17 protein-coding genes are annotated in these 13,819 nt (G+C 32.4%); 7 read left to right on the top strand and 10 right to left on the bottom strand.

Annotation, left to right across the window (positions count from 1 at the left end):
• Window positions 1–50 precede the first annotated feature (50 nt).
• From CIT01_09910 to CIT01_09930, 5 genes are all read right to left on the bottom strand, one after another.
• Entirely contained in the window at window positions 51–209 is a 159-nt protein-coding gene (locus CIT01_09910) for a rubredoxin (GenBank protein AXV38497.1), read from the bottom strand.
• A 20-nt stretch (window positions 210–229) separates the two neighbouring features.
• Entirely contained in the window at window positions 230–400 is a 171-nt protein-coding gene (locus tag CIT01_09915; protein ID AXV38498.1) for a rubredoxin, read from the bottom strand.
• A 433-nt stretch (window positions 401–833) separates the two neighbouring features.
• Complete coding sequence (locus CIT01_09920; GenBank protein ID AXV38499.1) at window positions 834–1,232, bottom strand: universal stress protein UspA; 399 nt, start codon at window positions 1,230–1,232, stop codon at window positions 834–836.
• A complete protein-coding gene (locus CIT01_09925) occupies window positions 1,232–1,783 on the bottom strand; it encodes a hypothetical protein (protein ID AXV38500.1) in 552 nt (183 codons plus the stop codon). Before CIT01_09925 ends, CIT01_09920 begins: the two co-directional genes overlap by 1 nt.
• A 100-nt stretch (window positions 1,784–1,883) precedes the next feature.
• On the bottom strand, window positions 1,884–3,602 hold the full coding sequence (locus CIT01_09930) for an ABC transporter ATP-binding protein (protein ID AXV38501.1): 1,719 nt from the start codon (window positions 3,600–3,602) through the stop codon (window positions 1,884–1,886).
• Between the two features lie 233 nt (window positions 3,603–3,835).
• On the opposite strand from CIT01_09930, the gene CIT01_09935 reads away from it, so the two are divergent.
• The 7 genes from CIT01_09935 (at window position 3,836) to CIT01_09965 (ending at window position 8,510) form a co-directional block, all read left to right on the top strand.
• Window positions 3,836–4,354, top strand: coding sequence for a nicotinamide-nucleotide adenylyltransferase (locus CIT01_09935; GenBank protein ID AXV38502.1), 519 nt, complete (start codon window positions 3,836–3,838; stop codon window positions 4,352–4,354).
• Between the two features lie 31 nt (window positions 4,355–4,385).
• Window positions 4,386–4,826 carry a molybdenum cofactor biosynthesis protein MoaE gene (locus CIT01_09940; protein AXV38787.1) on the top strand — a complete coding sequence of 147 codons (441 nt, stop codon included), beginning with the start codon at window positions 4,386–4,388 and terminating at the stop codon, window positions 4,824–4,826.
• 49 nt (window positions 4,827–4,875) lie between these two features.
• On the top strand, window positions 4,876–6,039 hold the full coding sequence (locus tag CIT01_09945; GenBank protein ID AXV38503.1) for a phosphodiesterase: 1,164 nt from the start codon (window positions 4,876–4,878) through the stop codon (window positions 6,037–6,039).
• 94 nt (window positions 6,040–6,133) lie between these two features.
• Window positions 6,134–6,694 carry an aromatic acid decarboxylase gene (locus CIT01_09950; protein AXV38504.1) on the top strand — a complete coding sequence of 187 codons (561 nt, stop codon included), beginning with the start codon at window positions 6,134–6,136 and terminating at the stop codon, window positions 6,692–6,694.
• A complete protein-coding gene (gene cbiT / locus CIT01_09955; protein ID AXV38505.1) occupies window positions 6,691–7,257 on the top strand; it encodes a precorrin-6Y C5,15-methyltransferase (decarboxylating) subunit CbiT in 567 nt (188 codons plus the stop codon). Before CIT01_09950 ends, cbiT begins: the two co-directional genes overlap by 4 nt.
• A 139-nt stretch (window positions 7,258–7,396) precedes the next feature.
• Window positions 7,397–8,158: a hypothetical protein gene (locus CIT01_09960; GenBank protein ID AXV38506.1), complete on the top strand. Its 762-nt coding sequence runs from the start codon at window positions 7,397–7,399 to the stop codon at window positions 8,156–8,158.
• Window positions 8,159–8,270: 112 nt separating this feature from the next.
• Window positions 8,271–8,510 (top strand): pseudomurein-binding protein, encoded by a 240-nt coding sequence (locus tag CIT01_09965; protein AXV38507.1) that lies wholly within the window; start codon window positions 8,271–8,273, stop codon window positions 8,508–8,510.
• Here CIT01_09965 and CIT01_09970 read toward each other — a convergent pair.
• The 5 genes from CIT01_09970 to CIT01_09990 all read right to left on the bottom strand — a co-directional run bounded on the left by CIT01_09970 (window position 8,497) and on the right by CIT01_09990 (window position 13,625).
• Window positions 8,497–9,120 carry a molybdenum cofactor guanylyltransferase gene (locus tag CIT01_09970; GenBank protein ID AXV38508.1) on the bottom strand — a complete coding sequence of 208 codons (624 nt, stop codon included), beginning with the start codon at window positions 9,118–9,120 and terminating at the stop codon, window positions 8,497–8,499. The two genes, CIT01_09965 and CIT01_09970, sit on opposite strands and share 14 nt — an antisense overlap.
• An 87-nt stretch (window positions 9,121–9,207) precedes the next feature.
• Complete coding sequence (locus tag CIT01_09975) at window positions 9,208–10,695, bottom strand: IMP dehydrogenase (GenBank protein ID AXV38509.1); 1,488 nt, start codon at window positions 10,693–10,695, stop codon at window positions 9,208–9,210.
• 186 nt (window positions 10,696–10,881) lie between these two features.
• Window positions 10,882–11,595 carry a hypothetical protein gene (locus CIT01_09980; GenBank protein AXV38510.1) on the bottom strand — a complete coding sequence of 238 codons (714 nt, stop codon included), beginning with the start codon at window positions 11,593–11,595 and terminating at the stop codon, window positions 10,882–10,884.
• A gap of 154 nt (window positions 11,596–11,749) precedes the next feature.
• Window positions 11,750–12,946, bottom strand: coding sequence for a lactate utilization protein B/C (locus CIT01_09985; protein ID AXV38511.1), 1,197 nt, complete (start codon window positions 12,944–12,946; stop codon window positions 11,750–11,752).
• Window positions 12,939–13,625, bottom strand: a complete 687-nt coding sequence (locus CIT01_09990; GenBank protein AXV38512.1) for a hypothetical protein — start codon at window positions 13,623–13,625, stop codon at window positions 12,939–12,941. The genes CIT01_09985 and CIT01_09990 overlap by 8 nt, the downstream gene beginning before the upstream one ends.
• Window positions 13,626–13,819: the final 194 nt, after the last annotated feature.

The raw sequence follows: 13,819 nt of genomic DNA on the forward strand, positions 1-13,819 counted from the left end.
ACTTTATTCATGCACATTTTTATAGTTTATTTAATTATTGTAGTTTTCTATTATATTTTTACAAATGATCTTTTTGGCGCACCACAGGAAGGACATATCCAGTCATCTGGCAATTCTTCAAACGGTGTTCCTGGTTTTATTCCTGAACGTTTATCCCCTACTTCAGGGTCGTAGATATAACCACAAATTTTACATTTATACCGATCCATTAAATTCACCTTTTTAGGTTTTACCACCTTTTATTCATCGGCCGGAAACGAATTTTCCCTGCTCCACAGTGAGGACATGCCCAACTGTCAGGTATATCTTCAAAATTTGTTCCAGGTTCAATTCCAGACCTCGCCTCACCTTTTTCCGGGTCATAGATATAACCACACACTGAGCATTTATAGGCCATCATTTAAACCTCCCCCTTTTTCAAAATTAAAAATTTAACTCATATATTATATTGATTTTCAATATTTATACATTTGTCCTTTTTTTTATTTTTTGATTTAATAATTGTTTTTTTAAGGATTTATATATGCATTGCTCTTTTTTAGTTAAATAAATTTTTTATAATCATATTTCTTGGATTTATTAAATAAAAATTAGTAATATACTTAATTAAGGTCAAAAAATATGTTTGCATTGTTCAAAGAAGATTTAAATTGATTAAATTTTAAAATTTATTATAAATTTGTTAAAAATCAAAAAAATAATCTTTAAATCTTAGTTTTTATAAAAAAAATTAATTATAATCTAGTTAAAGGGTTAATAAAAATTAAAATTAATTAAAAAAATAAATAGGGCATTTTAGTAATCGAATTTTTTCATGATTAAATTCACCTTATCTATTTTTTAACAAGCAGAACAGGAATATCCGTTGATTTTATGGTGCTTTCTGCCACGCTCCCCATTAGAAGTTTTTCTAAACCACTTCTTCCATGAGTTCCAATCACAATGGTATCGGCGTTGGACTTTTTTGCAATCTTATTCATATCATGGACTGGATTTCCCACAATCAATATTTCTTCAACAGGAACTCCTTCTTTTTCTCCTTTTTCTCTAACATTTTTAAGGATGTTATTCCCCTCTTCTTCTAGAACAGAGTATGGATAAATGAGCTTTTCATCAATTACATATACCGCTACAATTTTGGCGTCTACCTTTTTTGCAAGTTCTATAGCCACATCTTCAGCTTTAGATGCGAATTTTGAGCCATCTGTTGGAACTAAAATTGTTTCAAACATTATTTCACTTTCCTTAAGTGATCTCCAACTACAAAATCAACTCCACCTAAATGAAGAATGGGTTTAATCTTTTCAACATTCAAAAGACCATCTTTAAGGGCGTTTTTCCTGATTTGGGTGCTAACAACTCTACCTACTATCAAGTTGTGATCACCAGCCTCTTTAATCCACTCCACTTTACATTCTAAGTGCCCAATACATTCCTCAATTTTGGGCGGAGCCACACTTTCGGATGGGATTTGAGTTAAACCAGCTTCTTCAATTTCATTAACACCATAAGGGAACTTTTCTCCAGTAACCCACAGTTTTTCTAAAATATCTTCGTGGGGAATATTAACTACAAATTCTTCAATTTCAGAAATATTTCGGTAAGTATCATGGCTTGGTACTGATGCAAAGGCAATTAAAGGAGGGTCCATTGACACAGGCATGGTAAATGAGAATGGGGCTGCATTAACTTCATTTTTTGAATTAATTGTGGTTACAATAATGGTTGGTCGGGGTGCCAGTATTCTATAAGCATTATTACTATCTAAATTTTTGAATGCCATTTTAACATCTCTAAATATTACTCTATTAATTAAATAATATGTTTTAACCAATTTTAATATTATTCTATTGTTGTTGATCTTTAAGAGTTTTAATTTGGAATTATTCTGTTTTAAGTGGTCTTTTTTTTAAGTATTTAGCTTCACTTATTTTAATAAATTCGTTACATAATTTTCCGGGTTTACCATCCATAACTAATTCACCATCTCGAATCATAATGGCCCTGGTTGAAACTTCTTCAATAAAATCAACATGATGGCTTACCATGATAATAGTAGTATTGAATTCTTTGTTAATCTTCTTGAGGGCATTGGATACATTTCTTAAAGTTAGGGGGTCCAGATCCCCAAAGGGTTCGTCAAGTATCAATACTTCTGGGTTTGATGTCAAAACTAATGCTAAAGTTGCCCGGACTTTTTGGCCTCCAGACAATTCATAAGATTTCCTATCAAGAATTTCCAATGGTAAATCCAGTGCTTCAAAAATAGGTTTGGCATATTCTTTCACAGCTTTTTCAGGGAAACTAGGGAATAATTCGTGTAAAATTTCAGGGTCTAGTCCAATATTTTCTAAGCGGAATTTTGCTTCATTTTCTGGAAGGTCAGTGAGTTGATAGAGAACATCCAGAATAATATCACTTATACCCATTTCTTCTGCTTTTTTACGGGCCTCACCAATAACATTCTCACCTTTAACTCCTAATCGTGAGGCTATCTGCTCTTTCACGGTTGAATGATGTACTAGAGAAAATTCCTGATGCATAAATCCTAATTTACGCCTTAAAGCCATTCTCAAAAGTCCAGGCTCATGCATATTAATCCATTCACCATCTAACTTGAAATAAACTTCACCTGAATCAGGGAAATCTAGACCAGCAATCATTCTAAGTAAAACCGTTTTTCCAGATCCACTGGGTCCTATTATGGATGATATTTCTCCTTTATTTATTTCAAAATTGATATTTTCCATTTGAAGGACATTTCCTCCTTTTAATAGGAAAAATTTTCGATTAAGATTTTCAACCTTTATAACAGGTTTACCTAACTTGGAATCATCCACGTTTTCATATTTACTGTCAATATCCTTTAAAAATTCTCCAACTATCTCTTTAGGATTTCCTTCGTCGATAATTTTCCCTTTTTCCATTAAAATCAATTTATCAGCTAAATATTCATGAACTTCCGGCAAATGTGAAACTAGTATTACTGTAACACCTAACTTTTTGTTGATATTTTTAATTGCATCTAAAATTTCCTGTTTAGTTTTTGGACAGGACATAGTTGCAGGTTCATCTAATAATAAAATTTTTGGTTTTTTTGCAAGTTGCCTGGCCATAATTAAGCGTTGTTTTTCTCCCCCACTTAATACTGGTGCAAAATGATCTTTTTTATTTCCTAGCCCTACAACATTCAAAATTTCTAATGCTTCTTCTCCAAATTCGTCGAAAGCATTGTCAAAATCAGTTAAAGCCTCGTCACCATATTTAGTTCCGTTTAACTTTCTTAAAACATTTTGAAGTGCAGTTTCTGACCATAAACCAAAGGATCGCTGTAGGTGAATTGCGGTTGCTTTTTTTAGTTTAGTGAAGTAGTAAGGGGTAGAATCTGGTGATAATTTGATATCATCTACAATAATTTCGCCATGATCAAATGATTCCACACCTCGTAAAATTCTTAAAAGAGTGCTTTTTCCTGAACCACTCATCCCAATTATTCCAACAATCTCTCCATCTTCTGCTTTAAAACTAATATTATCTAAGGCTTTTATCTCTGTACCATTTTTAATTTGAAATGTTTTGGATAAATTTTTTACTTCTATCATTGGCTATCCCCGTTAATTGTGAAAAAATAACTTTTTTTTATTGAATTTTATACTAAATTTAATTTGTCAATACATTATAATAGATTTTCTATTAATAAATTTCCAGATAGTAATTAATAAGATTTAATAAGTTTATATTATATAGAATGTTTAATATCTTTAAAAACATCAATATACAATAACAGTATTAAAATTTGGAATATAGTATTAATAGTACAATATGTGGTGATATTATGAGGGGTTTACTAGTTGGGAGAATGCAACCAGTTCATAAAGGTCATCTTCAGGTTATTAAACGAATTTTAGAAGAGGTTAATGAAATAATAATTTGTGTAGGCAGTGCTCAACTAAGCCACACCATTAAAGATCCTTTTACTGCAGGTGAAAGGATTATGATGCTTACTAAAGCCTTAAGTGAAAATGGTATATCTGCTTCCAGGTACTATATTATACCGGTACAGGATATAGAGTGCAATTCAGTATGGGCAGCACACATAAAAATGTTAACTCCTCCTTTTGACCATGTATACACAGGTAATCCTTTGGTTCAACGGCTTTTTATCGAAGACGACTTTGAAGTTACCGAACCTCCGCTTTTTAACCGTGAAATTTACTCGGGAACAGAAGTTCGAAGAAGAATACTTGAAAAGGAAGATTGGCAGGATTTAGTTCCAAAATCAGTTATCAAAGTAATCAAAGAGATAGATGGTGTAGAAAGGATGAAACATCTTTCCAAAAAGGAAGCTCATTAGACATTTTAAATTGGAGATAAGAGTTAGTGATATAATGCTGATTAAAATCATCGAGAAAGGTGAAGATATAGTAACAATCAATGATTTAATTAATTATGTTGAGGATAATCCAAAAATTGACCATTGTGGTGCAATATTCACATTTCAAGGAATAGTAAGAAGTAATGAAAAGGATAAAAAAATCAAAAAATTGGATTTGAGCACTCCAAATACTAAAAAGACAGAAAAAGAACTGGAAACTATTATAAAAAAAATCAAAAACAAGTATAAAATAATAGATGTTGCTGTAGTCCATTATGTAGGCGAATTTTATGTGGGAGATCCATTATTTTTAGTGGCTGTTGCTGGTTCTCATAGACAGGAAACCCGCGAAGCATTAAATGAAATTATTGAAAAAACGAAACATGATTTAGATTTTAAAAAAGAAGAATATACAGATAGTGGAAAGAATATTATTATGTCTGGAGGTTAATTTTCAATAATATTTCTTAAATAACTTTTTAAGCTCATGGGGGTATGAATTGAAATTTATAAGGGACAGTGTGCATGGGAATCTTCAATTAAAAAATTTTGAAGTTAAATTAGTGGATACGCCTCAAGTTCAAAGGCTTAGAAGAATTAAACAATTAGGTTTTACCTATCTGGTTTATCCTGGTGCCAACCACACCCGTTTTGAACATTCCATGGGGGCTATGTTTTTAGCATCAAAGTTAGCTGATCATCTTGATTTAGATGATGATGAAAAAGAAATAGTGAGAATTAGTGCTATTCTTCATGATGTGGGGCACGGCCCATTTTCACATGTATCTGAAGCTGTTTTAGATTATTCGCATGAAATTTTTACATCGAAGGTTATTAAAGAATCCCAAATTGCAGATATATTATCGGAATCATTCGATCCAAGGGAAATTATTGATGTAATTAATGGAAAAGGTCCACTAGGACAGATTATATCTGGAGAGTTGGATGTGGATCGAATGGATTATCTTCTTAGAGATTCCCATTACACAGGGGTTGCTTATGGAGTAATTGATGTGGAACGTCTTATATATAATATGAAACTTAAAAAAAATTTAGTTCTTGATATAAAAGGAGTTCAAGCTGCTGAATCAACTTTAGTAGCCCGTTATTTTATGTATCCCAGCGTTTATCAGCATCACACCACCCGTATTGTTAATTCCATGTTTAGAAGGTGTTTGAGAAAACTTTTTGAGAATGGAGACGTTGTTCAAGATAAAATTTATGAATATGATGATACTGATATTATTTCTATTTCTAGGGCTAAGGAAGGATTCATCAAGGAAATAATGATTCGGTTAGATAATAGAGATCTGTTTAAAAATGTATTCTGCTTAAAACTTGATGAAATAGACTATCCTGAGGAAATTTTTAAAATAAGTCGAGAAGATATTAAAAAATATGAACATGAAATTTCAGAGGATTTAGACATCCCTGCTGATTATGTTATAATTGATGTACCGGAATATCCTTCTTTTGACGAAATGCGGACTTTAGTATCAGTTGATGAAGATATAGTTAAATTAAGTGAGATATCTAGTATTGTAGGTGCTTTGAATGCTGCTCGTTTTAATCATGCAGATTTATGCATCTATCTACCAGAAAATTATGCTGGTAGAGCTTCAACATTTTCCTTTGAAGAATATCTTAACCTAGGACAAAAGTAAATTTATTAAAGAAAATTTTTGGACTGGAGTAAATGTAAATTAATTTAATCTTAAAGAATTATAAATAACATTCACAAATAACTGAAGTGAAACTATGATAATCGTAGCTATTACCGGTGCTAGTGGAGTTATATACGGATTAAATCTTTTAAAAGCTTTAAAAGATCTTGAAATAGATACTTCACTAGTTATTACAAATCCTGCAAGTATAATTTTGGAACATGAATTGGGCATGGATGAAAATGATCTAAAAAATCTTGCTACTCGTTTATATGACTCTAATGATCTTACTGCATCCATTAACAGTGGGTCTTGCCGTTTTAATTCAATGGTTATTGTGCCTTGTACCATGAAAACTTTGTCTGCCATAGCTAATGGATATGCCAGTAATGCCATAACCAGAGCAGCTGATGTGGCTCTCAAGGAAAAAAGAAAGTTAATTGTTGTTCCGCGTGAAACTCCACTAAGATCAGTTCATTTAGAAAACATGCTAAAAATTAGCAGTGAAGGTGGAGTAATTCTTCCTGCAATGCCTGGTTTTTATCATAATCCCAAAAACATTGATGATATGGCTAATTTTATTGCTGGTAAAATATTAGATGTGATGGGAATTGAAAACCATCTTTTCAAGCGCTGGCATGGTGAAAAACCATGAATGATGATTCTAAATTTTTAAAATTAGATGATGTCCCCGGCCCAACCAAGGAAGAGGTTCGGTGCTTAGTTGTGTGTAAATCAGGCGTTTCTAATGATGATGTAGTTCTTGAAATTGGATGTGGCACTGGAGGTTTAACCTCTGAATTTGCAAAAAGGGCTAAAAAAGTTTATTCTATTGACAAAAATCCCAAGGCAATTAGTTTAACCTCAAAAAATTTAAAACTGCAAAAACTTGATAAGAAAGTGGAACTTATTCCTGGAGATGCCCTTGATGTAATAGATAAAATCCCAAAATTTGATATTTTAATGGTCGGTGGAAGTAGCGGCGATCTTTCTCAAATCCTTAAAAATGGGTTTTCCAATCTCAATGAAAACGGCAGGATTATCATTACTGCAATCTTGCTTGAAACACGTGTTGATGCAATAAAATCCTTACAAAAATTGGGTTTGTCACCATACATTGTAGATGTGTCCATTTCAAGAGGTAAAATAATTGAGAGAGGAACTATGATGTATGCCCAAAATCCTGTAGCAATTATATACGCGTTTAAGGGCAAATAATTTTTTTAATGGATAATTCCTTTGTTAATGTTTTATAGAATATGGAAAAAAATGATTTAAGGTGTTAAATTAATCATCTACCTTTGAAATATCCTATCAAATTTATTATTTACTATCATTAAATATTTAGGGAGATAATATGCAAAAACTGGGCTGGAGATTTCGATTAGGTGTATTTTTGGTAATTTTATCTATAGCTTTTTATGTGTTTCAGTACCTTATTTTTCATAAACTGGACACGGAACTTTTTTATATTGGTATTGACATCTCATTTTTACCTATAGAGGTTTTAGTGGTTGTACTGGTGATAGAAAGGGCTATCAATGAAAAAGAGAAAAAGATCATGCTTGAAAAGTTAAATATGGTTATTGGTGCATTTTTCAGTGATGTTGGAACCGAACTTATTAAAAATATCGGATTTTTTGATCCAAATCAAAAGGAAATTCGAAATTATTTAATAGTGAATAATGAATGGGATGAGGATCGTTTTTTAAAGATTTCAGAGCAAATTAAAAATTTGGAATTTGAAATTCAACTGGACAGTTCGCATTCAGATTCATTGAAATACTTAAACGATATGAAAACTTTTTTAGTAAAAAAGAGGGAATTCTTGTTACGTTTGCTTGAAAATCCTAACTTACTGGAACACGATAGTTTCACAGATATGTTATGGGCAGTATTCCATTTAACAGAAGAATTGGAAAAGAGAGAAGATCTATATAATCTGTCCAAAGTAGATTATGAACATCTTGCTGGTGATATTAATCGTGCATACGGTTTATTAATATATGAATGGTTGCAGTATATGGAACATCTTATGAACAATTATCCATATCTATTTTCTCTAGCCCTAAGAACAAATCCATTTGATCCAGATGCCAGAGTAGAATTTACGGAGTAAATCCATACGCACTGTAAAATTGAAGGACAAAACTAACAGTTCTTTAAAATGAAATCCAAATCATTTATATACCTTGAATAATATACTTCTAAAAAACTCAAGGTTGGTATTAATGAAGAGACTAACTTTAGAACAGTATAGAGAAATGGTTGATGAAGTAATAGAATTTAAAAAGCAAAATGGTGAAATGCCTGAATTCACCATGATAAACGGAACAAAAATTGAGAAAAAAAATATTATTGATATAATTGAAAGGGTTAATAAGTTCGTTCTCGAGATGGGCCGAAACCCTCGAAGTGTAGATATCCAAACCTTTGATGTTGAGCAATACAATTTAGTTACAATGAAGTAATATCTTCTGGGCGGTTAATATTTTTAAAACTGTCTTTTGACTCATCTAAATATTTAACATTAATATATTTCATCTTTAAACATTGAGTCAAAGATTTAACATCATTTACTCCATTTTTAAGGAGTTTTTCAATTTTAGGTACGGCCTTTTTTTTGTAGATAGAGTGTAGTGGCTCTATTTTTCCATCATCCCACTGGGGAATAATTCCATCATATTTATTAGTTTTTTGATATGAATTTTCTTTTTCAAAATAATAGAAAATGTTTTTTATAAATGATTCAGATACGAATGGAGAATCGCAGGGTAATATTAAAGCATGATCAGATTTTATTTTTGATAAACCAGTCATTATTCCTGCAAGAGGACCTTGATCCGGTATTTTATCATTTAAAAATAATATGGAGGTTTGCTGATATTCTTTTTTTTTAACAATCTTTTTATAAACATCAATTTGCTTTTTATCTCGAAGTACAATTAATATTTCATCAAAAAAATCTTTTAAATTATTTATACTATGTAAAATCATGGGTTTATCATCTAAGAAAAGTGATCCTTTATCTCTACCCATTCTTATGCCTTTACCCCCACATAATATTATGCAAGATTTCATAAAATTAAAATCCTTTCTTTTTTAATTTAGTTTAAGAGAATTTGTTATATCTAAAAAATAAAAATAGTTTATGCCTTTTTAGGCATATTACATTAGTCGAGTGCTTGGATAATTAGGACTTTCATTGGTTATCAAAAGGTCATGGGGATGGCTTTCGGTTATGCCGCTGGCAGTTATTCTAATTAATCTGGCTTTTTCCTGCATTTTTTTAATATCTTTCGCACCACTGTAACCCATAGATGCTTTCAGTCCGCCTACCAACTGGAATAAAATTTCGCTTACTGGTCCTTTATAAGGAACTACGCCTTCAACACCCTCTGGTACTAATTTGGCGTGTTTCATTGGTCCTTTGACTTCCTGGAAATATCTGTCAGTTCCAGCTCCGAATCCACCAGTCATTGCTCCTAGGGATCCCATACCTCGATACTGTTTATATTTTCTTCCATTCATTATCACTACCTCGCCGGGAGCTTCGTATGTTCCTGCAAGTAAGTTTCCAAGCATTACAGAGTCAGCACCTACAGCTATTGCTTTGGCAATGTCGCCTGAATATCTTAGCCCTCCGTCGGCTATTATCGGAACATCATACTCTCCTGCAACATCTGCAACTTCCGATACAGCAGTTAGTTGCGGAACTCCTACACCGGCAATTATGCGGGTTGTGCACATTGATCCAGGACCAATACCAACTTTTAACCCATCAACTCCTTGTGCAATCAAATCTTCTGCTGCTTTTTTGGTGGCTATGTTACCAACGATAAGATCGGCATCAATATTTTCTTTTATTGTTCCTGCATACTTTACTACATTCAAATTATGGGCATGGGCACAATCCACAGCTATGATATCTGCACCAGCCTCATCTAAATCCATAGCACGTTCTAGATCAAAAGGTCCTGTGGCTGCAGCTACCAAAAATCGTCCTTTCTTGTCTCGGGATGCATTTGGATATTTTTTCCGTTCCAATATATCTTTTATAGTTACAATTCCCACGATTTTGTCATTTCTAACCACGGGAAGTCTTTCAACCTTGTTTTCGTAGGCTATATCTAATGCTTCTTCAGGAGGTATATCTTCAGAGATAGTTACTACCTCTTCAGTCATTATTTCCTTAACCTTTTTTTGAGCATCAGAGTTTAATATAGGTTTAATATCCCTTCTACTTATAATACCAATAACTTTTTCATTTTTTACAACAGGTAGTCCGCTGATTTCTTGTGATTCCATGATTTCATGGGCATCTTTTAAGGTAGCATAGGGTTCTGTGGTTATAACATCTCTTATAGTAAGATCACTGGATCTTTTTACCTTTTTCACTTCTTCGACCTGTTCATGTATGGTCATGTTTCGATGAATTACACCAAGACCGCCTTCCTGTGCAATAGCAATTGCCATCTCAGATTCAGTAACAGTATCCATGGCCGAACTTACCACAGGTATATTTAAATCATGGTTTTTAGAGACCCTGGCTACAGTGTTCACATCTTTTGGTTCAACAGATGAAGGGTTGGGAATAATTAAAAAATCATCAAATGTATAACCAACTTCTGCATCTTTTAACTTCTTAGAGTACATTAGAGCACCTCATAAAACTTTAAAGGTTCAAATCCATATGAAGAATAAAAAGTACTATTAAAATATTGCCAAAAATATGAAATTTTAATAATATCAATTTATTTTGAATGGAATTAGTATTAGATCAATTATTTTGAATTTATAATTATTAAAATTATATCCTAATTTTCTTATAATATTAGGGAATTAAAAATTTTCAATCATTTTTTTTAAATCAGCTACAGCACTACTCTTTATGGTTCCAGAATTTCTGTCTCCATCTGAACATACAGCACCTCTAATACCTACAACATCACATTTTAATCTATATAAAATTGATAATTGGTCTTTTTGGATTGAACCGGCAAGGGCAGACTTTAACCCATGATCATGGGCATCCTCTACAAATTTTTCTAGAACTTCTGTGTTCATAAAATCAAATAGTGTTTTACCGTCTTTAACTGCAGTATCTACCATGGCCAGATCAGCATCAGCTGCAGCTGCAACTTTAGGTATTTCCATAGGATCCACTGCACCAACTCGATGAGCATCTGCATATCCTGATGCTACAACCAGCGCATCTTCATTCAAGTCTTTAACAGCTTTAACAACATTTTTCATAACTTCATAGGCCTGATCATAATTTTTAGTTCCGTACAATCCTACTTTTATATAATCTGCCCCTGAAACTACTGCACCTGTTGCTGCCAGAGAAATTGTACCTGGTTTGTATGGTACATCTCCCAGAGTAGCACTGACCTGCATACCTTCAGGAGTGATTTTTTTTATACTTTTAATAATCCATGGAAAATTTGCACCTAATGATCCTTCTTTTGGATTTTTGACATCGACTATATCTGCACCGCCTTTAATGGATTCCAGTGCTTCTTCAGTGTTTATTGGACTTATCAACAGAAGCAAATCATATACCTCCTATTACTATTCAAGTCTTAAATCTAATATTTAAATTTATGGTTACAAATCAATTAAAAACCATTGTTTTTGGTTAATACTGAAATTAATTTTCATGTAAGATAACACTCTCTCTTAAATAAAAAGAAATTGTTTGAATTTATTAGAAGGGACTTCCTTTTTTCTTTATGTTATCTACAATTTTAACATGTTTTTGGTGGAAACATCCTGATTTTACAGAACCTATACGTAATTTTTCTATAATTTCGTTAGTGGGAATATTCACGGGACATTCCAGGGTACATAAACCGCATAAAGTACATGAAAACAGTCCAGATTTGAATGATGTTTCCTGGTTTTTAATAAATTTACTAAAAGCAACACCTCTTCCTCCTAAATAACCACGGTATCCAAAGTCAAATCCCACAGCATTGTAAACAGGACAGGAAACAATACAACTTCCACACCCAATACACCATAAACATTTTTTTAGTGCACTGCTTCTTCCATTATCCATTAGTATTACCACAACTTTTTTGGCACCATACATATCTTCTATCAATCTTTTTTCAATATCTGCAGTTTTTGAAGGTCCAGAGATAATATTAATATATGAGGGGACTCTGGTACCTGTAGCATACATAGTTTCCAGTTTCACTACGGATATTGCCTCTTCTATAGTAGTTACTAGCTTGTCTATACCCACTAATACTATATGTGTATCCATCATTGAAACCAGGTTTACATTACCTTCGTTATGTACAATAACAATTGATCCATCATCAGCAGCCACGGAATTGGCTCCAGTTATGCCTATTGAACATTCTGATAATTCTTCCAGTACATTGGATTTTACTATATCTATAATTTCCCGTGGTTCAGGATTTACCTTAGAACCTAAATTTTCTGAAACAATCTCTGCAATTCTCTCTATATTCAAATGAAGAGCTGGACCAATAGGGTGACATGATTTATTGTTTTCAGGATTTAGCTGAACAATTCTATCGCCTAAATCAGTTTCTACAAGTTTTACTTGTTTAGATTTTAGATAATCTGAAAGGCCTATTTCAGATATAGTATTTGATTTGGATTTGCCAATTATCTTATTATTACCTATAATTTTATGGATAATTCCAAGGGCATCATCAGCAGTTTCTGCATATTCTAATTCTATTCCATTTTCTTTAAATCGATTCTTAACACTCTCTATCAAAATAGGCAGATTATCTATAGCGTTTTCCCTTATATTTTTAACTCTATCTATAAGGTCTTTAGTTGTTTTATCGTCTAACAAATCTTTCCTGCGCTGTTCCATCAATTGAAATGATTGCCTCATAGTTTTTAAATGGGACTTATTCATCTTCCAACCCCATTAAAATGATTTCAGATAAATCCAATACTTTTTCACCTTTTTTACATGCGGAATTAAGATTTAAAGTGCAAAAAGAACACGCGGTTGTAATAAGATCTGCACCAGTTTTGCGGGCGTCTTCCATCCGCATAGATGCTATTTCCTCAGAAATTTCGGGGTAAGCGGATCTTACACCACCCCCAGAACCACAACATCGGGCATTTTCTCTATTTTTTTCCATCTCAACTAAACTTCCTAAACTTTCAACTACAAAGCGGGAAGCATAGTATTGGTTGCAGTGACGACCCAGATGGCACGGATCATGGTACGTAATTTTTTTTGGAATTTTATTCAGTTTGAGTTTTCCAGATTCAATTAAACCCTGGAAAAATTCAGAACTATGAACAACATCAAGTTTCACGTCAAATAATTCTTTATAATCCTGTTTCAGTGTTCGATAGCAGCCTGCACATGAAACTAATATCTTTTCATCTTTTAAAATTTCGAGATTAGAATTCATTAATTCAAATGCCTCTTTGCAAAAACCAGTCCTCATAAGGAATGAACCACAACACTTTTCATCACTTAATATTTTGTAATTTACGCCTGAAACTTCCAGAATCTTTTGAGTGGCATCAGATATTCCTGTAAGTTTTTCTCTTATCACACATCCTCTAAAATATAACATTATGACACCTTTAAATGAATACCAGAAAATAGTCCTCTTATGAGCTATTTGGAAATATTTTTTACTTGCAAATAATTTATTTTTATTTTATATTTTTATGTCAATAAATCTTCTTGCACTACCAATTTTAATGACTTAACTTTCTGAACCTACTGTTCTTCTAATTTAAAAATTTCATTTATTGTTAGAAAGTT

Source organism: Methanobacterium sp. BRmetb2, from assembly GCA_003491285.1.
GTDB lineage: Archaea > Methanobacteriota > Methanobacteria > Methanobacteriales > Methanobacteriaceae > UBA117.